The 23,623-nt window shown below is 71.1% G+C and carries 24 protein-coding genes; 12 read left to right on the forward strand and 12 right to left on the reverse strand.

Annotated elements, in window-relative coordinates; all coding sequences use genetic code 11:
* Nucleotides 1–66 precede the first annotated feature (66 nt).
* Entirely contained in the window at nucleotides 67–531 is a 465-nt protein-coding gene (locus ACFZBP_RS24625) for a peptidoglycan-binding protein (RefSeq protein ID WP_383460996.1), read from the forward strand.
* Between the two features lie 78 nt (nucleotides 532–609).
* Here ACFZBP_RS24625 and argS read toward each other — a convergent pair whose 3' ends face one another.
* On the reverse strand, nucleotides 610–2,367 hold the full coding sequence (gene argS, locus ACFZBP_RS24630) for an arginine--tRNA ligase (protein WP_391416146.1): 1,758 nt from the start codon (nucleotides 2,365–2,367) through the stop codon (nucleotides 610–612).
* A gap of 251 nt (nucleotides 2,368–2,618) precedes the next feature.
* Here argS and lysS point away from each other — a divergent pair, with 251 nt between their 5' ends.
* Nucleotides 2,619–4,364 carry a lysine--tRNA ligase gene (gene lysS / locus ACFZBP_RS24635; RefSeq protein ID WP_383460990.1) on the forward strand — a complete coding sequence of 582 codons (1,746 nt, stop codon included), beginning with the start codon at nucleotides 2,619–2,621 and terminating at the stop codon, nucleotides 4,362–4,364.
* A gap of 75 nt (nucleotides 4,365–4,439) precedes the next feature.
* Here lysS and ACFZBP_RS24640 read toward each other — a convergent pair whose 3' ends face one another.
* The 3 genes from ACFZBP_RS24640 to ACFZBP_RS24650 all read right to left on the reverse strand — a co-directional run bounded on the left by ACFZBP_RS24640 (nucleotide 4,440) and on the right by ACFZBP_RS24650 (nucleotide 7,781).
* On the reverse strand, nucleotides 4,440–5,711 hold the full coding sequence (locus ACFZBP_RS24640) for a DUF2637 domain-containing protein (RefSeq protein ID WP_391416149.1): 1,272 nt from the start codon (nucleotides 5,709–5,711) through the stop codon (nucleotides 4,440–4,442).
* 166 nt (nucleotides 5,712–5,877) lie between these two features.
* Nucleotides 5,878–6,777, reverse strand: coding sequence for a DUF3558 family protein (locus ACFZBP_RS24645; protein WP_391416151.1), 900 nt, complete (start codon nucleotides 6,775–6,777; stop codon nucleotides 5,878–5,880).
* 137 nt (nucleotides 6,778–6,914) lie between these two features.
* Complete coding sequence (locus tag ACFZBP_RS24650) at nucleotides 6,915–7,781, reverse strand: DUF3558 domain-containing protein (protein WP_391416153.1); 867 nt, start codon at nucleotides 7,779–7,781, stop codon at nucleotides 6,915–6,917.
* Between the two features lie 215 nt (nucleotides 7,782–7,996).
* Between ACFZBP_RS24650 and ACFZBP_RS24655 the strand changes: the two genes are divergently transcribed.
* On the forward strand, nucleotides 7,997–9,190 hold the full coding sequence (locus tag ACFZBP_RS24655) for an RtcB family protein (RefSeq protein WP_383460548.1): 1,194 nt from the start codon (nucleotides 7,997–7,999) through the stop codon (nucleotides 9,188–9,190).
* Nucleotides 9,191–9,222: 32 nt separating this feature from the next.
* Here the strand turns inward: ACFZBP_RS24655 and ACFZBP_RS24660 are convergent, their stop codons facing one another.
* Nucleotides 9,223–9,351 (reverse strand): hypothetical protein, encoded by a 129-nt coding sequence (locus ACFZBP_RS24660; RefSeq protein ID WP_391416155.1) that lies wholly within the window; start codon nucleotides 9,349–9,351, stop codon nucleotides 9,223–9,225.
* Nucleotides 9,348–10,127, reverse strand: a complete 780-nt coding sequence (locus ACFZBP_RS24665; RefSeq protein WP_391416157.1) for an SDR family NAD(P)-dependent oxidoreductase — start codon at nucleotides 10,125–10,127, stop codon at nucleotides 9,348–9,350. The genes ACFZBP_RS24660 and ACFZBP_RS24665 overlap by 4 nt, the downstream gene beginning before the upstream one ends.
* Nucleotides 10,128–10,261: 134 nt before the next feature.
* Between ACFZBP_RS24665 and ACFZBP_RS24670 the strand changes: the two genes are divergently transcribed.
* Nucleotides 10,262–10,690, forward strand: coding sequence for an SgcJ/EcaC family oxidoreductase (locus ACFZBP_RS24670; protein WP_391416159.1), 429 nt, complete (start codon nucleotides 10,262–10,264; stop codon nucleotides 10,688–10,690).
* Nucleotides 10,691–10,709: 19 nt separating this feature from the next.
* Here ACFZBP_RS24670 and ACFZBP_RS24675 read toward each other — a convergent pair whose 3' ends face one another.
* On the reverse strand, nucleotides 10,710–11,045 hold the full coding sequence (locus tag ACFZBP_RS24675; RefSeq protein WP_383460558.1) for a YnfA family protein: 336 nt from the start codon (nucleotides 11,043–11,045) through the stop codon (nucleotides 10,710–10,712).
* Between the two features lie 122 nt (nucleotides 11,046–11,167).
* On the opposite strand from ACFZBP_RS24675, the gene ACFZBP_RS24680 reads away from it, so the two are divergent.
* A complete protein-coding gene (locus ACFZBP_RS24680) occupies nucleotides 11,168–11,656 on the forward strand; it encodes a hypothetical protein (RefSeq protein ID WP_391416161.1) in 489 nt (162 codons plus the stop codon).
* 21 nt (nucleotides 11,657–11,677) lie between these two features.
* Here the strand turns inward: ACFZBP_RS24680 and ACFZBP_RS24685 are convergent, their stop codons facing one another.
* Nucleotides 11,678–12,085: a winged helix-turn-helix transcriptional regulator gene (locus ACFZBP_RS24685; protein ID WP_391416163.1), complete on the reverse strand. Its 408-nt coding sequence runs from the start codon at nucleotides 12,083–12,085 to the stop codon at nucleotides 11,678–11,680.
* 123 nt (nucleotides 12,086–12,208) lie between these two features.
* On the opposite strand from ACFZBP_RS24685, the gene ACFZBP_RS24690 reads away from it, so the two are divergent.
* Nucleotides 12,209–13,099, forward strand: coding sequence for a zinc-binding dehydrogenase (locus tag ACFZBP_RS24690; protein WP_391416165.1), 891 nt, complete (start codon nucleotides 12,209–12,211; stop codon nucleotides 13,097–13,099).
* Between the two features lie 72 nt (nucleotides 13,100–13,171).
* Here ACFZBP_RS24690 and ACFZBP_RS24695 read toward each other — a convergent pair whose 3' ends face one another.
* Complete coding sequence (locus ACFZBP_RS24695) at nucleotides 13,172–14,092, reverse strand: DUF6597 domain-containing transcriptional factor (RefSeq protein WP_391416167.1); 921 nt, start codon at nucleotides 14,090–14,092, stop codon at nucleotides 13,172–13,174.
* Nucleotides 14,093–14,154: 62 nt separating this feature from the next.
* On the opposite strand from ACFZBP_RS24695, the gene ACFZBP_RS24700 reads away from it, so the two are divergent.
* The 6 genes from ACFZBP_RS24700 (at nucleotide 14,155) to ACFZBP_RS24725 (ending at nucleotide 19,862) form a co-directional block, all read left to right on the forward strand.
* Nucleotides 14,155–14,772 carry a TIGR03086 family metal-binding protein gene (locus tag ACFZBP_RS24700; protein ID WP_391416169.1) on the forward strand — a complete coding sequence of 206 codons (618 nt, stop codon included), beginning with the start codon at nucleotides 14,155–14,157 and terminating at the stop codon, nucleotides 14,770–14,772.
* 81 nt (nucleotides 14,773–14,853) lie between these two features.
* The gene (locus ACFZBP_RS24705; RefSeq protein ID WP_391416171.1) at nucleotides 14,854–15,942 is read left to right on the forward strand and encodes a CE1758 family FMN-dependent luciferase-like monooxygenase; all 1,089 of its coding nucleotides are present in this window, start codon (nucleotides 14,854–14,856) and stop codon (nucleotides 15,940–15,942) included.
* Nucleotides 15,939–16,553, forward strand: coding sequence for a CE1759 family FMN reductase (locus ACFZBP_RS24710; RefSeq protein ID WP_391416173.1), 615 nt, complete (start codon nucleotides 15,939–15,941; stop codon nucleotides 16,551–16,553). Before ACFZBP_RS24705 ends, ACFZBP_RS24710 begins: the two co-directional genes overlap by 4 nt.
* Before the next feature lie 142 nt (nucleotides 16,554–16,695).
* Nucleotides 16,696–17,424: a response regulator transcription factor gene (locus tag ACFZBP_RS24715; protein WP_383460579.1), complete on the forward strand. Its 729-nt coding sequence runs from the start codon at nucleotides 16,696–16,698 to the stop codon at nucleotides 17,422–17,424.
* Entirely contained in the window at nucleotides 17,425–18,846 is a 1,422-nt protein-coding gene (locus ACFZBP_RS24720; protein ID WP_383460581.1) for an ATP-binding protein, read from the forward strand.
* A 422-nt stretch (nucleotides 18,847–19,268) separates the two neighbouring features.
* On the forward strand, nucleotides 19,269–19,862 hold the full coding sequence (locus ACFZBP_RS24725) for a hypothetical protein (protein ID WP_391416176.1): 594 nt from the start codon (nucleotides 19,269–19,271) through the stop codon (nucleotides 19,860–19,862).
* A gap of 152 nt (nucleotides 19,863–20,014) precedes the next feature.
* Here the strand turns inward: ACFZBP_RS24725 and ACFZBP_RS24730 are convergent, their stop codons facing one another.
* The 3 genes from ACFZBP_RS24730 to ACFZBP_RS24740 form a co-directional block, all read right to left on the reverse strand.
* Nucleotides 20,015–21,658: an alpha-amylase family glycosyl hydrolase gene (locus ACFZBP_RS24730; protein WP_391416179.1), complete on the reverse strand. Its 1,644-nt coding sequence runs from the start codon at nucleotides 21,656–21,658 to the stop codon at nucleotides 20,015–20,017.
* Nucleotides 21,659–21,742: 84 nt separating this feature from the next.
* The gene (locus tag ACFZBP_RS24735) at nucleotides 21,743–22,582 is read right to left on the reverse strand and encodes an ABC transporter permease subunit (RefSeq protein ID WP_391416182.1); all 840 of its coding nucleotides are present in this window, start codon (nucleotides 22,580–22,582) and stop codon (nucleotides 21,743–21,745) included.
* Nucleotides 22,579–23,619 (reverse strand): carbohydrate ABC transporter permease, encoded by a 1,041-nt coding sequence (locus ACFZBP_RS24740; protein WP_383460593.1) that lies wholly within the window; start codon nucleotides 23,617–23,619, stop codon nucleotides 22,579–22,581. The genes ACFZBP_RS24735 and ACFZBP_RS24740 overlap by 4 nt, the downstream gene beginning before the upstream one ends.
* Nucleotides 23,620–23,623 lie beyond the last annotated feature (4 nt).

Raw genomic sequence — 23,623 nt, forward strand, 5'->3', positions numbered from 1 at the left:
GCCCCGCACTCTCGTCCCGTCAGCCGGCGGCACGTCAGGTGCCGTCCCACGAGCCAAGGGAGAACCATGAGTTCGAACGCGTTGACGAGGACCGTCGTCAGCCTCACCGCCGTCCTCGGGCTCGCCGCCGGCACGGTGGCGGCCGCGGGCACCGGCTTCGCGGCGGCCCAGCCGGCCGCCAAGCCCGCGGTGAGCGCCCAGGACGTCTCCGTCCTCGCCGTGAACAACCTCGGCCTGAACACGGCCCGGGCCAAGAACTGGCAGTGCTGGCTGCGCGACCGGGGTTACAACCCCGGCACGATCGACGGCCAGCTCGGCAGCAACAGCTGGAAGGCGGCGCAGCGCTTCCTCAACGCCAGGGGACACGACGCCGGCACCGTCGACGGAGTCGTCGGTCCCGACACGATCAGGGCGCTGCAGCGCTACCTGAACCTCTTCGGCGACATCTTCGGCTACCACCTCGACGTGGACGGCGTCGCCGGACCGGAGACCAGGTCCGCGTTCTGGAAGTTCAACGGCACCGGCTGCTGAGCCGGCCTGCCGACCGCACACACGCCGCGGCCCGTCCTCCCTCGGGGGAGAGGACGGGCCGCGGCCACTTCCTGCCGCTCAGAGCCGCTCGGGCGTCCGGATGCCCAGCAGGGCCATGCCCCGGTGGAGGGTCCGGGCGGTCAGGTCGCACAGGAACAGACGGTTCTCCACCTGCTCCGACGTGTCCGCCTTCAGCACCGGGCACTTGTCGTAGAACGACGTGTACAGCGACGCCAGCTGGTACAGGTACGCGGCCAGCTTGTGCGGGGCGTACTCCGCGGCGGCCTCGAAGACCGTGTCGCCGAACGCGTCCAGGTGCAGGCCGAGCGCCCGCTCCGCCGCGTGCAGTCCGAGCTCCGGGTGCGCGGCCGGCCTGCTCTCGCCCGCCTTGCGCAGGATCGACTGGATACGGGCGTACGCGTACTGGAGGTACACGGACGTGTCGCCGTTCAGCGAGACCATCTGGTTCAGGTCGAACTTGTAGTCCCGGTTGGGGGACGTGGACAGGTCGGCGTACTTCACCGCGCCGATGCCCACCTGTGCCGCCCGCTCCTGGATCTCGTCCTCGGTGAGGTCCTGCGCCTTCTCCCGTACGACCTCGGCGGCCCGCTGCACGGCCTCGTCCAGCAGGTCCTCCAGCCGTACGGTCTCGCCCTCACGCGTCTTGAACGGCTTGCCGTCGGCGCCCAGCACCGTGCCGTAGCCCATGTTGTGCGCGGTGACGTCGTCGCCCAGCCAGCCGGCCCGGCGGGCCGTCTCGAAGACCATCTTGAAGTGCAGCGACTGACGTACGTCCACGACGTACAGCAGCGTCGTCGCGTGCAGGTCGACGACACGGTTGCGGATCGCCGTCAGGTCGGAGGCCGCGTAGCCGAAGCCGCCGTCGGCCTTCTGCACGATCAGCGGGACCGGCTGGTCGTCCTTGCCGCGGATGTCGTCGAAGAAGACGACGAGCGCGCCCTCGGAGCGGACCGCGACGCCCATCTCCTCCAGGAGGCGGGCCGTCTCGGGCATGCCCTCGTTGTACGCGGACTCGCCGACGATCTCCTCGTCCCGGACCTCCATGTCCAGCTTCTCGAAGACCGAGTAGAAGTAGACCTTCGACTCGTCCACGAACTGCTGCCACAGCTCGAGGGTCTCCTTGTCGCCGGACTGCAGGGCGACGACCCGCTTACGGGCCCGCTCCTTGAACTCCTCGTCCGCGTCGAAGACCGCACGCGAGGCCTTGTACACCCGGTTCAGGTTCGACATGGCCTGCTCGCCGTCGACGTCCTCGGCCGGGGCCAGCTCGCCGGGGTGCTCGAACAGGTACTGGATGAGCATGCCGAACTGGGTGCCCCAGTCGCCGATGTGGTGCCGGCCGATCGTCTTCTCGCCGGTGAAGTCGAGCATCCCGCGCAGGGCGTCGCCGATGACGGCGGAGCGCAGGTGGCCGACGTGCATCTCCTTGGCCACGTTCGGCTGGGCGTAGTCGACGACCGTGATGCCCGCGTCGTCCTTCAGCGGTACGCCGAGGCGGTCGGTGTCCGCGTGCCGGGCGGCGAGGTTCTCGGTGATCGCCCGGTCGGCGACGGTGATGTTGAGGAAGCCGGGGCCGGAGACCTCGACGTCCTTGATGACGTCACCGGTGACGATGTTGCCGACGACCTCGGTCGCCAGGTCCCTCGGGTTCGACTTGGCCTTCTTGGCGAGGGCGAGGATCCCGTTGGCCTGGAAGTCGGCGCGGTCGCTGCGTCGCAGGAGCGGGTCGCCTCCGGCGGCTTCCGGGAGAGCGGAAGCGAGGGCGTCGGCGATGCGCTGGTGGACGAACGCGGTGAGGGACGTGACCGAGGCCATGTGAGTGGGTGCCGTTCTCCTTGTGGGAATGGATAGACACGGTCAGTATCCCATGGGGGGTAAAGGGGTTTTTGCGGCTACGAACTCGGGGGTGCTGTGCATTGCCGGGTGCGGGCCGTGTGTGGCTGGTCGCGCCCACGCGGCGGAGCCGCATATCGGGCACAGTCCCGCGCCCCTGGGAGGCGGCTGCGCCGCCTAGACTTGGGGCGCAGCCCTTTTGACCGTGCTGGCTGCCCTGGAGAAAGAAGGACGTGCCGATCGTGGCTCAGAGCACCGAGACCACCGACTGGGTCTCCCGTTTCGCGGATGAGGTCATCGAGGAGTCGGAGCGTCGGGCCCCGGGCAAACCGGTCGTCGTCGCGTCCGGGCTGTCGCCGTCCGGGCCCATTCACCTGGGGAATCTGCGCGAGGTCATGACCCCGCACCTGGTCGCCGACGAGATCCGGCGGCGCGGGCACCAGGTCCGGCACCTGATCTCCTGGGACGACTACGACCGCTACCGCAAGGTGCCCAAGGGCATCGAGGGCGTCTCCGACGAGAGCCACGCGCAGCACATCGGCAAGCCGCTGACGTCCGTGCCGGCGCCCGCGGGGTCGGCGTACCCGAACTGGGCCGAGCACTTCAAGGCGGCGATGGTCGAGGCGCTCGCCGAGCTGGGTGTGGAGTTCGACGGGATCAGCCAGACCGAGCAGTACACCTCGGGCGTCTACCGCGAGCAGATCCTGCACGCCATGAAGCACCGCGGTGACATCGACGCCGTTCTCGCGCAGTACCGGACCAAGCAGAAGGCCGGTGCCAAGAAGTCGCAGAAGCCGGTCGACGAGGCCGAGCTGGAGGCCGCCGAGGGGTCGGGCGCGGCCGCCGAGGACGACGGGAGCTCCGGGTCCGCCGGGTACTTCCCGTACAAGCCGTACTGCGGCAACTGCGAGAAGGACCTGACCACCGTCACCTCGTACGTCGACGACACGACCGAGCTGTCGTACACCTGCGACGAGTGCGGCTTCGCGGAGACCGTCCGGCTGAACGAGTTCAACCGCGGCAAGCTGGTCTGGAAGGTCGACTGGCCCATGCGGTGGGCCTACGAGGGGGTCGTGTTCGAGCCCAGCGGCGTCGACCACTCGTCCCCGGGGTCCTCCTTCCAGGTCGGTGGGCAGATCGTCGGGATCTTCGGCGGCAAGCAGCCCATCGGGCCCATGTACGCCTTCGTGGGGATCAGCGGCATGGCGAAGATGTCCTCGTCGCGTGGCGGGGTGCCCACCCCCGCCGACGCGCTGAAGATCATGGAGCCGCAGCTGCTGCGCTGGCTCTACGCCCGCCGCCGGCCCAACCAGTCCTTCAAGATCGCCTTCGACCAGGAGATCCAGCGGCTCTACGACGAGTGGGACAAGCTGGACGCGAAGGTCGCGGACGGCTCCGCGCTGCCCGCCGACGTCGCCGCGCACTCGCGCGCGGTGCGCACGGCCGGCGGTGAGCTGCCGCGTACGGCGCGGCCGCTGCCGTACCGGACGCTCGCCTCCGTCGCCGACATCACCGCCGGCCACCAGGACCAGGCCCTGCGGATCCTCTCCGAGCTCGACCCGGAGAACCCGCTGGGCTCGCTGGACGAGGCCCGTCCCCGGTACGACAAGGCCGAGGCGTGGATCAACACGCAGGTGCCCGCCGACCAGCGGACCATCGTGCGCGACGAGGCCGACGCCGAGCTGCTGAAGTCCCTCGACGAGGCCTCCCAGCAGTCGCTGCGGCTCCTCCTCGACGGGCTGGAGTCGCACTGGTCGCTGGACGGGCTCACCCACCTCGTGTACGGCGTGCCCAAGGTGCAGGCCGGGTTCTCCGCGGACGCCACGCCCAAGGAGCTGCCGCCGGAGATCAAGACGGCGCAGAGGTCGTTCTTCGCCCTGCTGTACCACCTGCTGGTCGGGCGGGACACGGGGCCGCGGCTGCCCACGCTGCTGCTGGCGGTGGGGCAGGAGCGGGTGCGGGCCCTGCTCGGGGAGTGACGCCGGTTCTACGGTGATGGGGGCGCCCGGCGAACACCGGGCGCCCCCATCGTCGTACACGCCGACCCGCAGGGCCTAGGCGATGTGGTCCTCTTCCAGCTCCGCCGAGTGGCGCTGCTGGAAGCGTTCCGCGAGGGCCTTCAGGGCGCTGGGGCTGAGCGATGTGCCGTACGTCGCCTGGATGTTGTCGCCGAGCACGCGGGGCGTGGGGTAGCTGCCGTCTATCGACTGACGGAAGATCTGGTAGTACTCGTCCTCACCCGGCTCCGGGGCGCCGCCGCCCTCGCCGAGCTGGCGGGTGCGGTTGGGGCTCACGGGGATCGGGAAGGTGCCGGTGTCCTCCGGGGAGGGCTCCTGGACGGGCGGCTCCTCCTGGAACTGCTCCTGGTACTGCTCCGCCTGGAGCTGCTCCTGGTACCACTGGTCGTACTGTTCCTGAGTGTTGTACGCGGGGTCGTAGCCGCCCTGGTACTCCACGTTGCGCGGGGTGTTGAACCAGTCCTGCACGTACTCCGGCTGCTCGGGCTGCTCCGGCTGCTCCTGGTCGGGCGTGGCGACCAGTTCCGGGCGCTGCTCGCCCACAGGCGCCGCCTGCTGGGGTACGGGCGCCGGAGCCACGTCCAGCACCTGCTTCGGCGCCGGAGGCAACAGCGCCGGCTCGATGCCCGCGGCCGCCAGACCCGCCGGGGCCGTCTCCGCCAGCGGCACCCCGTAGCGGGCCAGCCGCAGCGGCATCAGCGACTCCACCGGTGCCTTGCGCCGCCACGCCCGGCCGAAGCGGGAGCGCAGCCGGGCCTGGTAGACAAGACGCTCCTGCTCCAGCTTGATGACCTGCTCGTAGGAGCGCAGCTCCCACAGCTTCATCCGGCGCCACAGCAGGAACGTCGGCACCGGCGAGAGCAGCCACCGGGTGAGGCGGACGCCCTCCATGTGCTTGTCGGCCGTGATGTCCGCTATGCGGCCGATCGCGTGCCGGGCCGCCTCCACCGCCACCACGAACAGGACCGGGATCACGGCGTGCATGCCGACGCCCAGCGGGTCCGGCCAGGCCGCCGCGCCGTTGAAGGCGATCGTCGCCGCCGTCAGCAGCCACGCCGTCTGCCGCAGCAGCGGGAACGGGATGCGGATCCAGGTCAGGAGAAGGTCGAGGGCGAGCAGGACGCAGATGCCCGCGTCGATGCCGATCGGGAACACATAACTGAAGTTCCCGAACCCCTTCTTGATGGCCAGCTCGCGGACGGCCGCGTAAGAACCGGCGAAGCCGATGCCGGCGATGATCACGGCGCCGAACACGACCACACCGATGAGAACGCGGTGCATCCGAGTCAGCTGCAGCGGCGCGGCCACTCGTACTCCCCTCCCAGTGCGTGTTGTTGCGCGCAACAGGGTGGCACATCTGTGCGTCGTACGGATTCACGTACGGCACGAGCCCGGTCCCCGAGGGGAGCCGGGCTCGTGCAACACGCATGGCTGAGCTGCGTGTTGTGACGCAGGGGTGGGGCAGGTGTGACGGTCAGCTCTTCTTCGACGCTGACTTGGAAGGGGAGGCGGACGCCTCCTTCGAGGGGCTCCCGGACGGGGACTTCGAGGGAGACTTCGACGCCGACTTCGACGGGGCGCTGCTCGGCGTGCCCGCGGTGCCGCTGCCGTTCGTCTTCGTCACCGAGGCCACCGTCTCCTTGGCGGCCTTCTGCGCCAGCTTGTTCAGGGCGTCCGAGCTCGGGGTCTTGTCCCCGGCGAAACCGGCGCCGTTGTAGTCGACCGTGACCACGACGTTCTCGACCCGGGCCACGACCGTGACCTGCTTGAAGGAACCCTCCTTCTTCTTCAGGTCGTAGCGCACCGCCGTCGCCTCGTCGCCCACCCCGGCGACCGGCTCCGACTTCGTGTTCTTCGCGCCGTCCACCGAACGGGCGTCCTGGACCTGCGTCTCGAAGTACTCCCGCGCCTGCTTCTCGCCCGAGCCGCGCGACACGTCCGAGTCGAAGCGCAGCAGGGAGGTGTTGAGCCAGCGGAACTGCGAGCCCTTCACACCGTTGTTGTCCAGGCTGCTCCAGGAGCACGAGCCGCGCGTGCCCGCCTCGTCCGAGGTGCCCGCCTTGCCGGACTTCGCCTCCGGGACCAGGTCCTCGAGCGTCTTCTTCGACAGCACCTTGCACGGCTGGGGAAGCGACTTGTACACGGCCGCCTGCACCGTCGGCGAGGGGCTCGCGGACGCCTCCGCGGACGCGGACGAGGACTTCGCGCCGTCGCCCGCACCGTCGTCCGAACCGGAGTCCGAGGAACAGCCCGCGGCGATCAGCATCACCGGGACGACGGCCGCACCGACAAGGACACGGTGCAGACCGCCCCTCAGCCGCTGCTCGCCCTGGTCACGCCCGTCACGCTGCCTACGCTCTGCTGCTCGCTGCATGGTTCCTTCACTCATGACTGACACTCGTGGTTCCTGCGTTCGGATCGGGTCCGAGGGGCCACGGTACGCGGTGAAGAAGGTGTGTGGTCTCGTTTCGGTTACGTCGCACTCGGGCGTACGGGGGTGACCGAGGGGCGCTACTCCGCCAGCACGTCGGCCAGTTGCGCCGCCAGTTTCCGCGCCCTGTCCTGCATTTCCTCACTGTCCGGGACCACGCCGACGGTCCCCGGCTGCTCCTCGTACTCGATCGTCACGATCACGTTGGACGTGCGGAACGCCACAGTCACCGTGCGCTGCTGAGCCGTCGAACCGGAGCTGCTCAGCTCGTCGTCGAGGAACGCCTCGTCACCGAGGTCGTCCAGGACGCGGGGCTGGAGGTCGGCCGGGGTCACACCGTCGGACGGAGAGGAGGACTCGGCAGAGGACGACGAAGGTGACGAAGAGGAGGAAAGGGAGGAAGGGGACGCGGATGTCGAGGGCGAGGCCGAGGAGGCGGGCGAGCCGCTCGGGTCGGCGGACGGAGTGTCCTCGTCGTCGCTCTCGGAGCTCGTCGGCTCCGGGAGGTCGGCCTTCTCCTGCCGGGTCGCGAACAGCTGCTCCGCCTCGCTGTCGTCGCTGACCGCCGTGTCGTACGACACCACCCGCGAGAAGTCGACGAACAGCCGGTCCGTGGCCTCGGTCGACTCGGCCTTCCAACGGCAGCCGGCCCTGCGGTCGGTGTCGTAGGTGATCGTCGGCGTGCCCTCGTACGCCTTCTCCCGCTGCTCCTCGTCCGTCACCTGCTCGATGCCGGGCAGCAGCAGGTCGAGCATCTCCTGGCCGACCGCGCCGCACGGCTCGGGCAGCGTGGCGTACCGGCCGGGCTCGGCCGCCGCCGTCGCCGTACCGGCGTCGCCCGGGTTCGAGTCGTCGGTCGTGCCGCCGTCGTCGGAACTGCCGGTGCAGCCGGCCAGCAGCGCCACGAGGAGCGCGGCGACGCCGGATACATACGCCTTCCGCTGCACGGTCAGGCTCCTCTCGACGGTGCCGGGTGCTCGGCACGTTGCCGGTCTTTCGGTGTCCCCGCTGGTTATTCGCTTGCCGGGCGGGGGCGACCCCTGGAGACAATGTGTATCGCACGCACTGCCGTGGACGCCGGTCCGTTGTCCCTTTTCGTCGACCCTGGCGCCGGTTTTGCGATTTCAGACTTGTATGTGAGTTCCGGGGGATAGAGGACGATATGTCGTACGTGGAGATGCCGGGCGCGAAGGTTCCGATCCGTATGTGGACCGATCCGGCGACGGTCGAGGAAGGCGCCCTGCAGCAGCTGCGCAACGTCGCGACCCTGCCGTGGATCAAGGGCCTGGCGGTCATGCCGGACGTCCACTACGGCAAGGGCGCGACGGTCGGGTCCGTCATCGCGATGCGGGGTGCCGTGTGTCCCGCCGCGGTCGGGGTGGACATCGGGTGCGGGATGTCGGCGGTGAAGACGTCGCTCACGGCCAATGATCTGCCGGGGGACCTGTCGCGGCTGCGGTCGAAGATCGAGCAGGCGATTCCGGTGGGGCGGGGGATGCATGACGACCCGGTCGACCCGGGGCGGATGCACGGGTTCGCCACCGCCGGGTGGGACGACTTCTGGGGGCGGTTCGACGGGGTCGCGGAGGCCGTCAAGTTCCGTGCGGAGCGCGCCGGCAAGCAGATGGGGACGCTCGGCGGGGGAAACCACTTCGTGGAGGTCTGCACGGACACCACCGGTGCCGTCTGGCTGATGCTGCACTCCGGTTCCCGCAACATCGGCAAGGAACTGGCCGAGTACCACATCGGCGTGGCCCAGAAGCTCCCGCACAACCAGAACCTGGTCGACCGCGACCTCGCCGTCTTCATCGCGGACACCCCGCAGATGGCGGCGTACCGCAACGACCTGTTCTGGGCGCAGGAGTACGCCAAGTACAACCGCACGATCATGATGGCGCTCCTGAAGGACGTGGTCCGCAAGGAGTTCAAGAAGGCGAAGCCGACCTTCGAGGCCGAGATCAGCGCCCACCACAACTACGTGGCCGAGGAGCGTTACGAGGGCATGGACCTGCTCGTGACCCGCAAGGGCGCGATCCGGGCCGGCTCCGGCGAGTACGGCATCATCCCGGGCTCCATGGGCACGGGTTCGTACATCGTGAAGGGCCTCGGGAACCCGATGTCCTTCAACTCGGCCTCGCACGGCGCGGGTCGGCGCATGAGCCGTAACGCGGCCAAGCGGCGGTTCTCGACGAAGGACCTGGAGGAGCAGACGCGGGGCGTGGAGTGCCGTAAGGACTCCGGTGTCGTGGACGAGATCCCGGGCGCCTACAAGCCGATCGAGCAGGTCATCGACCAGCAGCGGGACCTCGTGGAGGTCGTGGCGAAGCTGAAGCAGGTGGTGTGCGTGAAGGGCTGACGGCCTCTTGGCGGGCCGTCAGCCGTCAGCCGCTACTTCGGCGCGTGCGTCACCGCGTAGATCATCACGAACGCCACGATGTGGATGCCGAAGAGGAAGTAGCCGAGCCACCACCACATCTGGCGTTCGTTGTGCGGGTCCTTGCGGTGGTCGTCCGTCACCGCGGCTCCCGGTGGACCTTCGTGTTGGACGCCTGCGCGCGGGGGCGCACGACCAGGAGGTCGATGTTGACGTGGCTGGGGCGGGTGACCGTCCAGGTGATGGTGTCGGCCACGTCGTCGGCCGTGAGGGGCTCGGCGACGCCCTCGTAGACCCTCTGTGCCTTGTCCGTGTCGCCGCCGAAGCGGGTCAGGGCGAACTCGTCGGTCTTCACCATGCCGGGCGCGATCTCGATGACGCGCACCGGCCGGCCGACGATCTCCAGACGGAGCGTCTCGGCGAGGACGTGGGCGCCGTGCTTGGCGGCGACGTAGCCGGCGCCGCCCTCGTAGGTGCCGTGGCCGGCGGTGGAGGAGACCACGACCACCGTGCCGTCGCCGCTCGCCTCCAGCTTGGGCAGCAGGGCCTGGGTGAGGTTCAGGGTGCCGATGACGTTCGTCTCGTACATCGTGCGCCAGTCGGCCGGGTCGCCGGTCGCGACCGGGTCGGCGCCCAGGGCGCCGCCCGCGTTGTTGACGAGGACGCCGATCGTCTTGAAGGCCGTCGCGAACTCGTCGACCGCGGCGCGGTCCGTCACGTCCAGCTGGTAGGCCGCCGCCGAGTGGCCGGCCGCGTTGATCTCCTCCGCCAGCGTCTCGATGCGGTCCTTGCGGCGGGCGGTGAGGACGACCCGGTAGCCGGCCGCGGCGAGTCGGCGTGCCGTGGCGGCGCCGATTCCGCTGCTCGCACCGGTGACGACGGCGATGCGGGAGGCGGCGGACGGTGCGGCGGTGGGCATGGCTGCTCCTCGTGCGGTTCGGGTCCAGGGCGTCGGGCCGGTCGGGCGACTGTCCGGCCAGGATAGGCGGGCGGCCGACCCGGGGTGGCGGTGGGAGAATGGGAGGGGTGGTCCTCCGGCACGGGAGGTGCATCATGGGACAGGCGCGAGAGGTCATGGACCGGCTCACCGCGGCGATCACCACGGCGGACCCGAAGGCCATCGCAGAGCTCTACGCCCAGGACGCGGTCGCCGTCACCCCCGACGGCGGCGAGCTGCACGGGCGGGAGGACATCGTCGGGTACTGGCGGCAGATGACGGAGGCGGTTCCCGACGGTTCGTACGAGTCGGTGCACTCCTACGAGGTCGGCAACACGGCCATCGACGAGGGGATCTTCCGGGGTCGCAACACGGGGCCGATCCAGTTGCCGACGGGCGAGACGATGGCGCCGACGCAGAAGGACATCAGCATCCGCGGGGTGGACTTCGCCACCGTGGACGACAGCGGGCACATCGTCGACTACCGGCTCTACTTCGACGAGATGGAGTTCCTGGGACAGTTGGGGCTGCTGCCGCCGACCTGAACCGTTCCGCGGCCCCGTTTCAGTTTCCTCGCGGCGCGTACATGATCACCGCCATGCCCGCGAGGCAGATCAGTGCGCCCGTGACGTCCCAGCGGTCCGGGCGGTAGCCGTCCGCGACCATGCCCCAGGCCAGCGAACCGGCGACGAAGACACCGCCGTACGCGGCGAGGATGCGGCCGAAGTTCGCGTCGGGCTGGAGCGTGGCGACGAAGCCGTAGGCGCCGAGGGCCATGACGCCGGCGCCGATCCACAGCCAGCCGCGGTGTTCGCGTACGCCCTGCCAGATCAGCCAGGCGCCGCCGATCTCGAAGAGGGCGGCGACGGCGAACAGGGCGACGGAGCGGAGGACGAGCATGGCGGCCAGCTTCGCATGCTCCGCTCCGGACGTTCGCGTCACCTGTTGGACGGCGCCTGCGGCGCGCTCGGCGTGGGATACATCCCTGGACGATCACGGTGGTGGAGCGAGGAGCGGGCGATATGCGGCGGATGCGGGTTGCTGCGGTGTGCGGGGCCGCCGTGGTGGCGGTGGTGGGCGGGGTGGCTCCGGCGGCGGGAGCGCCCGGCCGGCGCGTCGGTCCCGTGGTGGAACTGACCTATCACGGTTCCGCCGTCCTGAGCGGCGACCGGGTTGACGTACGGTTCACGCCGCGCCGGACCGGGCAGGGCGCTGTGCCGGACGCGACGGCGATGGTCCGGATGCGCTGGTCGGAGCCGCTGGCGGACCGGCAGGAGCTGCCGCAGGGGTGTGCGCGGGCCGGAGAGCGGGTCGTATGGTGCGGGCTCGGGGCGCTGGACGCGGGCGGGGTGGGGGAGCCGGTCGCTCTGCGGGTACGGCTGCGGGACGCGGCCTCGGAGGTGCTGGTGGAGTTCGACACCGTGTGGAGCGGCGGGCCGGTGGACGGCACCCTGCGCAGCGGCGGCCAGCGGGTGCTGCTGCTGGACACGGGGGACGAGTACCACTTCTGACACCCTGGCCCGCGCTCGGCGTCAGCTGTCGGGGCCCTCGGTGTCGTAGCGCTCGCGGGCCTCGCGGACCTCGTCGAAGTGGGTCTCCGCCCAGTCCTTCACGGCGGTCAGCAGCTGGGCGAGGTTCTGGCCGAGGGCGGTGAGCTCGTAGTCGACGCGGACCGGGACGGACGGGGTGACGGTGCGGTCGAGCAGGCCGTCGCGTTCCAGGGAGCGCAGGGTCTGGGTCAGCATCTTGGGGCTGACGCCGGCGATCTTGCGGCCGAGGTCGCTGTAGCGCATGGGTCCGGGGGCCAGGGCGGAGACGACGAGGCTGACCCACTTGTCGCTGATGCGGTCCAGGAGCTGGTTGGTGGGGCAGCTCTTGAGGAACGCGTCGTACTCGACACGGGCCTGCTCGCGGCGCTGGGCTGCCGTCATGGTCGCCATGGCTCACCTCCGAGGTAGGTACGCACTCCCAGGTAACTACTTACTCCTGGATAGTAACTCTTCCTAGGGTTGTCGGCAGTGAACGGGAGAACATCCCGGAGGCTGACAACCAAGGAGATGGCCGTGCGTGCTGTTGTGGTGGACTCGTTCGGTGGGCCGGAGAACGTGCGGGTCGCGGAGGCCGGGATCCCGGAGCCCGGGGCCCGTCAGGTGCGGATCAAGGTCGCGGCCGCCGCGCTGAACCCCGTGGACGCGGAGGTGCGGGCCGGTGTCTTCGGGGGCGCGGGCAAGCGGATCGGGCTCGGCTGGGACGTGGCCGGGACCGTGGACGCGGTGGGGGTGGCCGGCTCCTGGAGCGTCGGGGACCAGGTGGTCGCCCTGGACTACGGCCTGGTCAAGCCGCTCGGCACGCACGCCGAGTACGTGGTCGTCCCGGTGGACGCCGTCGCGAAGGCGCCCGCCACGGTGGACGCCGTGCACGCGGCGACGCTGCCGCTGAACGCGCTGACCGCCGCCCAGGCCCTTGATCTGCTGGAGGTGACGCCGGACCAGTCGCTGCTGGTGACGGGCGCGGCCGGGGCGCTCGGGGCGTACGCCGTGCAGCTCGCCGCGCGCCGGGGCGTCGAGGTGACCGGGCTGGCGCGGGAGGGGGACGAGGAGTTCGTACGGTTCCTGGGGGCCGGGTCCTTCACGAGCGGTGTCGTCGCCGAGCGGGGCTTCGACCGGGTGCTGGACGCCGCTGTCCTCGGTGAGCCCGCGCTCGCGTGGGTGCGGGACGGGGGCCGGTACGTCGGTGTCATCCCGCAGGCCGAGCCCGCGTCGGTGCGGGGCGTGTGGACCGGGGCGGTCGAGGTGAGCGCCGACGGGGCACGGCTGGCGGAGCTGGTGCGGCTGGTGGACGACGGGGTGCTGACGACCCGGGTGGCCGAGACGTTCCCGCTGGACGAGGCCGCGAAGGCGCATGCGCGGCTGGAGGAGGGCGGGGTGCGGGGTCGGCTGGTGCTGGTGCCGTAGGCCCTGGGGGTGCTGTGAGCGCCCTGCACGGCACCCCTGGTCCGCGGGCGGGCCGCCTAGCCCGCGGGCCGCCTACTCCGCGGCCCTCTGGCCCGCCGCACCCTCGGCCGCCGCCTCCGCCGCCTCCGCCGCCTCCGCCGCCTCCGCCGCCTCCGCCGCCTCCGCCGCCTCCGCCGCCTCCGCCGCCTCCGCCGCGTACGCCGTCGGCGGTACTCCCACCGTCGCCGTGAAGTCCCGTACAAGATGGGCCTGGTCGGCGTAGCCGAGCTCGGCGGCGAGGCCGGCCCAGTCGATGTCGGTGCGGGTGCCGGCGTGTTCCAGGGCCTCGTGGATGCGGTAGCGCAGGACGCACCACTTGGGGCTGACGCCGACGTAGGCCGAGAAGAGCCGTTGCAGCGCCCGCACCGACAGGCCCCGCTCCTCGGCGAGGTCGCCGACGCGGCGGACGGCGCGGTCGGTGCGGATGCGTCGGACGAGGGCGATGGCGAGGTCGGCCTGCGGGTCCGGGGTGCGGGGCAGGGCGAGGAGGAAGGCGTCGAGGGCGGCCACGCGGGCGCGGTCGTCGGCGGGGGTGACGAGCGCGCGGGCGGCGTCGCCCGTGGCCTGCGGGAACACCTCCTCGGCGGACAGGGCGCGCCCCGTCCACCGGGAGACCGGCGCCTCGGGGGCGTACGGCCGGAAACCGCCGGGCCGGAACTTCACCCCGCAGACCCGCCCCCGCCCGGTCAGCTTCCGGGTGTAGAGGCCGAGCGCGACGCCGGTGACCTCGGCGTACGGCCCGCCTTCGGACTCGTCCCACTGGAAGGTGAGGTTGACGGCCGGGTGCGGGACGACGGTGGAGGCGTAGGGGGCGGGCAGGTCCCAGTCGATCAGCCAGTACCACTCGACGTACCGGCGCAGCGGCTCGGCGGGTTCGTGCCGGCGGAACCGTACGCGGTTCAGCAGCCCGGCCGGGTCGACGATCCCGCGGGTGTCCTGGCGGGGTGCCTCCATGGCCGGATCGTACGTCGCGTTTCTTCAAGAGGGGCAGGCCTCGGCGTCCCTACGGTCGGGGTATGGACACGAAGAGTGCGAAGGCGAACGAGAACGAGGTCGTGTACGGCATCGGTGAGCTGCTGGGCATGGCGAGGGAGAGGGCCGTCCCGGTGGTGCGGGCCATCCCCGAGGAGGCGCTCGCCGCTCCGACACCGTGTGCCGAGTACGACGTGAAGACCCTGGTCAACCACGTCTTCCAGGTGGTCGTGCAGTTCCAGAGGCTGGCCGCGAAGGAGGCGTCCGACTTCACCGAGACGCCCGATCGCGTCGGCGCGGGTGCGGACTGGCGGGAGCGGCTCGCGGACGAGATCGACAAGCTGGTGGCGGCCTGGTCCGTGCCCGGTGCGGAGGAGGGTGTCACCGGCGCCATGAGCATGCCCGCGCGGCTCGTCGGTTCGATGGCGCTGCTCGATCTGACCGTGCATGTGTGGGATCTGGCGCGGGCCACGGGCCGGGAGTACCGGCTGGGGGAGGTGGCGGCGCCCGTCGTGGAGCAGCTGGCGGGCGCGGTCGACGAGCTGGCGCCGACGGCCCGGAAGATGGGCGTCTTCGGGGACCCGGTGCCGGTGGCGGAGGGCGCGTCGGCGTTCGAGCGGCTGCTGGCGCGGACCGGGCGGGACCCGCACTGGAAGGGATGAGCAGGGGGACGGAATAGTCGTGTGGCGCTCACCGTTCACGGGGTATAGTTGAACGGTCAACAATATGGAGGGTGAGCGACCATGCAGTTCGGGATCTTCAGCGTCGGCGACGTCACGCCGGACCCGACGACCGGCCGTACGCCGACCGAGCGCGAGCGCATCAAGGCCATGGTCGCCATCGCGCTGAAGGCCGAGGAGGTCGGCCTCGACGTCTTCGCGACCGGCGAGCACCACAACCCGCCGTTCGTGCCGTCCTCGCCGACGACGATGCTGGGCTACATCGCGGCCCGCACGCAGAAGCTGATCCTCTCCACCTCCACCACGCTGATCACCACGAACGACCCGGTGAAGATCGCCGAGGACTTCGCGATGCTCCAGCACCTGGCCGACGGGCGGGTGGATCTCATGATGGGGCGCGGCAACACCGGCCCGGTCTACCCGTGGTTCGGGCAGGACATCCGGCAGGGCATCAACCTCGCCGTCGAGAACTACGCCCTGCTGCACCGGCTGTGGCGCGAGGACGTCGTGAACTGGGAGGGGAAGTTCCGTACGCCCCTGCAAGGGTTCACGTCCACGCCCCGGCCGCTGGACGGCGTACCGCCGTTCGTCTGGCACGGTTCGATCCGCTCGCCGGAGATCGCCGAGCAGGCGGCGTACTACGGCGACGGCTTCTTCCACAACAACATCTTCTGGCCGGCCGACCACACCAAGCGGATGGTCGAGCTGTACCGGACCCGGTACGCCCACTACGGACACGGCACACCCGAGCAGGCGATCGTCGGGCTGGGCGGGCAGGTGTTCATGCGGAAGAACTCGCAGGACGCCGTGCGGGAGTTCCGGCCGTACTTCGACGTCGCCCCGGTGTACGGGCACGGGCCCTCGCTGGAGGAGTTCACCGAGCAGACCCCGCTGACCGTCGGCTCCCCGCAGCAGGTGATCGAGAAGACGCTGGCCTTCCGCGAGTACGCCGGTGACTACCAGCGCCAGCTGTTCCTGATGGACCACGCCGGGCTGCCGTTGAAGACCGTGCTGGAGCAGCTCGACCTGCTCGGCGAGGAGGTCGTACCCGTGCTGCGCAAGGAGTTCGCGGCGCGCCGCCCCGAGGGGGTGCCGGCGGCGCCGACCCACCAGTCCCTGCTCGCCGACGCCCAGAAGGAGGTCGTCGCATGAAGCTCGTCGTCGTCGTGCCGGAGGCGCGCCTCGATGCAGCCGCGGGGCTGAGCGTCCCGTCCTCCACGCGGCTGCTGGGCGACCGGCTCGCGACCGCCGTCGGCCGGGAGGCCGCGGTGGAGGTGGAGGTCGTCGAGCTGCGCGACCTCGCGGTGGAGATCGCGCACAACCTCACGAACGGGTTCCCGGGGCGCAGGCTGGCCGCCGCCATCGACTCCGTCACCTCGGCGGACGGACTGATCGTCGTCACGCCCGTCTTCTCCGCCTCTTACAGCGGGCTGTTCAAGTCGTTCTTCGACGTGATCGAGAAGGACGCGCTGGCCGGCCTGCCGGTGCTGATCGCCGCGACCGGCGGCACGACCCGGCACTCCCTGGTCCTGGAACACGCCCTGCGCCCGCTCTTCGCCCATCTGCGTGCCGTGGTCGTCCCGACGGGTGTGTACGCCGCCTCGGAGGACTGGGGCGCGCCGGGTCTTGACGGGCGGATCGAGCGGGCGGCGGGGGAGCTGGCCGGGTTGATGGCCGGACGGCCCGGCAGGGAGAGGGCCGAGCCCGAGGTGGTGCCGTTCGCGGAGCAGCTGGCGGCGCTCTCCAGCCCGTCCGGCGCTTGAGGACGAGGCCGTTCAGGCCGAGAGGGGGGTCTGGGGGCGGAGCCCCCAGGGGCGGCCGTGTGAGGGTGAGATCCCAGTAAGAAGGGTGATCGTAAGCTCCCTCACACGGCCGAACCGCCGGAGGCCTTGGCAGACTGAACCCGTGCCCCAGACTGTTCTCCTCGCCGAAGACGACCGCGCCATCCGCCACGCCCTGGAGCGCGCGCTGACCCTGGAGGGCTACCAGGTCACCGCGGTCGCCGACGGGGTCGAGGCACTGGCACAGGCCCACCGCACCCCGCCGGACGTGCTCGTCCTCGACGTGATGATGCCCGGCATCGACGGCCTCCAGGTCTGCCGGGTGCTGCGCGCCGAGGGCGACCGCACCCCGATCCTGATGCTGACGGCGCTCGTGGAGACCCAGGACCGCATCGCCGGCCTGGACGCGGGCGCCGACGACTACGTGGTGAAGCCCTTCGACGTCGAGGAGGTCTTCGCCCGGCTGCGCGCCCTGCTGCGCCGCACCAGCGACTCGACCGGCCCTGCCCCCGTCGACGTACCGAAGCCAGCCGCGGCCCCCGAGCCCTCCGGCCGGCTGGTCGAGGCGGCCGGGCTGCGGATGGACCCGCAGGCGCGCCGGGTGTGGCGGGGCGGGCGGGAGCTGGAGCTGACGCGGACCGAGTTCGAACTGCTGGAGCTGCTGGTCCGCAACGCCGGCATCGTCCTCGACCACGCCACCATCTACGACCGCATCTGGGGCTACGACTTCGGCCCCGGCTCCAAGAACCTCGCCGTCTACGTCGGCTACCTGCGCCGCAAGCTCGACGAGCCGGGTGCCCCGCAGCTGATCCACACGGTGCGCGGGGTGGGTTACGTGCTGCGGGAGGACTGAGTGGGCGCGGCCCGGCGTCGGCTCGGGCGGCTGCTGACGGGGCGCCGCAGATCGGGGCTCGGCACCACCTTCGCCGTGTCCTTCGCGACCGTGACCGCCGTGGTCACGGTCCTGGTCGGGCTGCTGTCGTACACCGCCGCCGCCCGGCTGGTGCGGGTGGACCAGGAGTCCGTGTTCGACGAGGTCGTGCAGGATCTGCGGGGCGAGGTGCGGCAGCGGCCGATGACTCCGCAGGACTTCTCCTCCTCCGCGCCGGGCCACGACCTCGTACGGCCCGCCCGTACCGACGTCCAGGTGCTGGGCCCGGACGGCGCCGTCGTCGACCCGGGCCGGCCGGGGCTGCCGGTCACCTCCGACGACCGGCGGATCGCGGCCGACGGGACGGCCGGGCGGATGGTCCAGCACAAGGACGTCGGCGTCGACAGCGACGTCTACCGCATCGCCACCGTCGCGCTCGGCGGCGGACGGGGCGCGGTGCAGGTCGCCCAGGAGTTCAGCGACACCGAGGACCTGCTGCGGGCCCTCCAGCAGCGGACGCTGCTGCTGATGGCGGCCGTGGTCACCCTCGCCGGGCTCTTCGGCTGGTGGCTGGCCCGGCGCATCACCCGCCGCCTGGTCGTCCTCACCTCCGCCGCCGAGAACGTCGCCCGCACCCGCCGCCTCGGCATCCAGGTACCGGTCACCGGATACGACGAGGTCGGCCGCCTCGGCCGGGCCTTCGACCGCATGCTGGGCCGGCTCGCCCAGTCGGAGGAGGACCAGCGGCGGCTGGTGCAGGACGCGGGCCACGAACTCCGTACGCCGCTCACCTCCCTGCGTACGAACATCTCCCTCCTGCGCCGCATCGACGAACTGCCGCCCGCCACCCGCGAGGAACTGGTCGCCGACCTCGGCCAGGAGGCCCGCGAACTCACCGACCTCGTCAACGAGTTGGTCGACCTCGCCGCCGGACAGTCCGACACCGAGCCGGCCCAGCGGGTGGACCTCGCCGACATCGCCGAGGACGTCGCGGGCCTCGCGCGACGGCGCACCGGACGGCGGATCGTGGTCCGCGCGAGCGGCGACACCACGACCGAGGGCCGGCCCGCCATGCTCCAGCGCGCCGTGACCAACCTCGTCGAGAACGCCGCGAAGTTCGACAGCGACGGCATCGCCCCCATCGAGATCAACGTCGCCGGCCCGGCCCGCCCCGGAACCGTGCGCGTCGAGGTCCTCGACCGGGGGCCGGGCATCGCCGAGGACGACCTGATCCGTGTCTTCGACCGCTTCTACCGCGCCCCGGACGCCCGCTCGCTGCCCGGGTCGGGGCTGGGGCTGTCCATCGTGCGGGAGGTCGCGCTGTCCCACGGTGGGGCGCCGTTCGCCTTCCGGCGGGAGGGCGGCGGAACGGCGATCGGGTTCACCGTGGGGGGTTCGGCCTAACCGTCGCGACCGAGCTTCGCCGGAGGTTCTCCCTGGGTATGGGCGACTCTGTTCGGGAGCCGCGCGGCAGCTCGGGCGAGGGGAGGTACGTCGGCGTGTTGACTGACCTGGAGGCTGCCGTCCTGGCGGGGATCGACGAGGCCGGGATCGGGTGGGCGTTGCTGGAGTTGATCTCGGTGCCGAGCGGAACCGGGACGTCCATCCGCTGATGGCCGAGCACCCGATCCCGTACGCCCTGTCCGTGGGGACCGTGCGGGCCGGGGACTGGGCGAGCAGCGTGCCCGACGTCCTGGTGGCAGGCCTGGGACGAGACGCTGAAGTGGATCGTCGCGGTCAAGTGCGCGCGCCCGGACGACGGTCAGGCCGCCAGGAGACTCCGCAAGAAGGCGCAGTACGCCGCCCGGCTGCACCACCCGAACATCGTGCCGGTGTTCGCGGGCGTCGAGGTCAACCTCTCCAGTGCGGCCAGGGAGTTCGACGGCGGCGTGGCCGTCCGGCGGGCCGGCAACGTGGAGGTCGCGAGCATGACGCGCGACGGTGACGACTGCGGGTCGAGCCCGGACGGCGACCAGGCCTTCGTCCAGCTGACGTTCACCCGCGACAACCGACTGGAGGACAACGGCCGTCCGACGCCGATCGCCGGGACGACGAGCTACGTCGCACCCGAGGAGGACGGCGACCGCAGCTGTGTGGTCCACGCACCGCACCGCACGTACACCAACTCCGTCGGCGACCCGGCCGTCGAGCTGTTCCGGCTGACCGTGCGGGGCGAGCAGCCGACCGCGAAGGCGTGCGCCCTGGCCGAGGACCTGTCGGCCACCGCGCTGAAGAACATCGCGAAGCGGTTGCCGGAGGGCACAGGATCGCAGGCCACCGCACCCCACGGCCCCTCGACCAGCGCGTACGGACCGCCCCCGGCTCCGACGCCCTGCCGCCCACCCACGGCAGCCTCGCCCGGGGCGCCTCCGCCCCCCTCCCCGGCACCCTCTTCGTCCTCGCGCTCGGCGGCGGCATGACCCTGGGCCCCGGTGAGGGCCGCGAGGTGCTGTTCGGGCGCAACCGGCCCAGCCAGACGGCCGCCCAGCTCGCCGAGGCACGGTCGGGAGAGGGATCGGCCGCCTCCGGTGTCGGGGCGGGACCCGAAGGCCCCGCCCCGACACCGCGCGAGTCACACCGTCAGCCACACCGCCTGGTCCGGCGCCAGCGTGCCGCCCTCGACGGGACCGCTCGCGAGCAGCACCGACGTGTGCTCGGGCAGTGGGTACGGCTCCGCCGAGAGGTTGACCACGCAGACGAAGCCCGGGTCGCGGCCGAACGCGAGGACGCCTTCCGGGACGTCCAGCCAGGTCAGACTGCCGTCACCGAGCGCGGGGTGCTCGCGGCGCAGGCGCAGCGCCGTGCGGTAGAGCTCCAGCATCGAGCTCTCGTCGCCGGTCTGGGCGGCCACGGTGCGCGGCGCCCAGTCGCCCGGCTGCGGCAGCCAGGGCGCGGCGCCGGCGCCGTCGGGGCTGAAGCCGTACGGGGTGTCGGCACCGGACCAGGGGATCGGGACCCGGCAGCCGTCGCGGCCGCGGTTGGTGTGCCCGGAGCGTTCCCAGACCGGGTCCTGGAGCATGTCCTCGGGGAGGTCCTCGACCTCGGGCAGACCGAGTTCCTCGCCCTGGTAGATGTAGGCGCCGCCCGGCAGGGAGAGCATCAGCAGGGCGGCGGCGCGGGCGCGCCGGGTGCCCAGTTCCAGGTCGAGGGGGCCCTCGGGTTCGTACGGCGTGTTGGCCACCCAGCGCTTGGTGGCCCTGCGGCCGTACCGGCTGGGATGGCGTACGACGTCGTGGTTGGAGAGCACCCAGGTGGCGGGGGCGCCCACCGCGCCGAGCATCTCCAGGGAGCCGTCGATGACCTCGCGCAGGTCCTTCGGGTGCCAACTCGACATCAGGAAGTCGAAGTTGAACGCGGTGTGCAGGCCGTCCGGCCGGACGTACGCGGCCAGCCGCTCCGGGGTGTCCGCCCAGGCCTCGGCGACGAAGGACCGGTCACCGGGGAACTCGTCGGCCACCCTGCGCCAGGAGCGGTAGATCTCGTGGACCTCGTCGCGGTCCCAGTGCGGGTGGTCGACGTGCTGCCAGGGCCGCGCGGTGTCCGGGTCGCGGCGCGGCGGCAGGTCGGGGAGTTCCGGGTGCTTGACCAGCCCGTGGGCGACGTCGATACGGAAGCCGTCCACGCCCCGGCTGAACCAGAACCGCAGGATCGACTCGAACTCGGCCCGGACCTCGGGGTGTTCCCAGTTGAGGTCGGGTTGTTCGGGGGCGAAGAGATGCAGGTACCACTGGCCGTCGGGCAGCCGGGTCCAGGCGGGTCCGCCGAAGCTGGAGACCCAGTCGTTGGGCGGCACGGAGCCATCGGCGCCCCGGCCGTCCCGGAAGACGTAGCGCTCGCGCTCCGGACTGCCGGGACCGGCCGCCAGCGCCGCCCGGAACCAGGCGTGCCGGTCGGAGGTGTGGTTGGGCACGATGTCCGAGATGACGCGCATCCCGTGTGCGTGCGCCTCCTCGATGAGCCGCTCGGCCTCGGCGACCGTGCCGAACAGCGGGTCGATCTCCCGGAAGTCGGCCACGTCGTAACCGTGGTCGGCCATCGGGGACTTGTACCAGGGGTTGATCCAGATGGCGTCCACACCGAGCGACTTCAGATACGGCAGCCGGGAGCGGATGCCGGCGATGTCACCGATGCCGTCGCCGTTCCCGTCGGCGAAGCTGCGGATGTAGACCTGGTAGATGACGGCGCTGCGCCACCAGGGCGCGGTGGTGGAGGACAAGGCTCGGAAGCTCCTTGGTCGTCGGGGGAGGGGTGAAGGAAGTCGGGAAGGAGGTCGCGAAGGGAGTCGTGAAGGAGGTCGGAGCTACTTCGCCGCGCCCGCCGTGAGTCCGGCGACGATGCGGCGCTGGAAGAGCAGCACCATGACCACCAGCGGGACCGTGACGAGGACGCCCGCGGCCATCTGGCTGCCGAACGGCGTCTCGTACGTCGTGGCGCCGGTGAACTTGGAGATGGCGACCGGCGCGGTCTGCATGTCCGGCTTGTTGGTCATCGACAGGGCGATGAGGAACTCGTTCCAGGCGCAGATGAAGGTGATGATCGCCGTGGTGAAGATGCCCGGCGCGGCCAACGGGACGATGACCCTGCGGAATGCCTGCCCCCGGGTGCAGCCGTCGACCATGGCGGCGTGCTCCAGCTCGTCCGGCATCTGCCGGAAGAACGTGGTCAGGTTCCACACCGCGAGCGGCAGCGCGAAGGACATGCTGGGCACGATCATCGCCTGGTAGGTGTTGATCCAGCCGACGTCCGTGAACAGCTTCAGCAGCGGCACCACGATCGACACCACCGGGAACATCGAGGTCGCGATGACGAGGGTCAGGATCAGCCGCTTGAAGCGGAAGTCGAGCCGGGCCATCGCGTAGGCGGTGAACGTGGCCAGAAGCAGCGCCAGCACGGTGGTGACCCCGGCGACGACCAGGCTGTTCAGCAGCGCGCGACCGAACCCCTGCGCGGGGTCGAACACCGCCCGGTAGTTCTCGAAGGACACCGGCGACGGGACGAGCGAGGTGTCGAAGATGTCCGAGGTGCGGCGCAGGCTGGAGACCAGCATCCAGTAGAACGGGGCCAGGCAGTAGGCCACGACGGCGAAGACTCCGGCGTACAGCAGCCCGGAGCGCCACCTGGCGGTGACGGTCGTCGTCATGCCGTCACCTCCCCGCGGCGGCGCCGACGTCGGCCGACGGCGCCTCCTCCGACGAGATCCGCGCCGAGCAGCCGTACGAAGGCCAGGGCGATGAGGAAGACGTAGAGGAAGAGGAGCACGGCGTACGCGGACGCCGGTCCGAAGCGGACGTTGGACGCCTCGTTCTGCGCGAGCATGGACAGGGTCTCCACCGAGTGCTTCTGTGCGCCGACGAGGATGTACGGCAGGTCGAACATCCGTAGCGCGTCCATGCACCGGAACAGCACCGCCACCAGCAGCGCGGGCTTCACCAGCGGCAGCGTGATGTGCCAGAACTGCCTCGCCGCGCGGGCACCGTCGAGTCGCGCCGCCTCGTAGACCTCCTTCGGGATCACCTGGAGGCCGGCCAGCACGAGGAGCCCGATGAACGGTGCCGTTTTCCACACCTCGGCGATGATGACCGCGACCTTGGCGTGGAACCCCTCGGTGGTCCACAGCACCTGATGGCCGATCAGGGCGTTGGCGACACCGTCGCTGTTGAAGATCCAGCGCCACAGCAGGCCGGAGATCGCCGTCGGCACCGCCCACGGGATCAGGATCCCGGCCCGGACGAGGCCTCGGCCCCGGAACGCCTTGTGCATGATCAGGGCCATGGCCACCCCGATCACCGTCTCCAGGCCGACCGTGACGACGGTGAAGAAGGTGGTGTTCCAGAAGGCGTTCCAGAACCGCTCCCCGGCCTCGCCGAAGATGTCGGCGTAGTTCTTCAGCGCGACGAACGGCTCGGTGTCGCTGATGAACCCGGTCGCCGGGTCCAGTCCCTTCGGGCCGTACAGCGACTCCTTCAGCGCCATGAGCGTCGGGTACACGACGACGATCGACAGCACCAGCAGGGTCGGGGACACCAGCAGGGCGGCCATCCGGCCCGAGCCGGCGGTGGCGCGGGCGGGGTTGCGCGGGCCTCGCCGCGGGGGCTTCACCGGCCCGGCGGGTGGCCCGGTCACGGCGTCCTGTCGAGACGGGCCAGGGCTTCCGGTCGGGGTCTCGGTCTTGGCCATGCTC

The sequence above is a fragment of the Streptomyces sp. NPDC008086 genome, from assembly GCF_042957325.1.
In the GTDB taxonomy this organism is placed as follows: domain Bacteria; phylum Actinomycetota; class Actinomycetes; order Streptomycetales; family Streptomycetaceae; genus Streptomyces.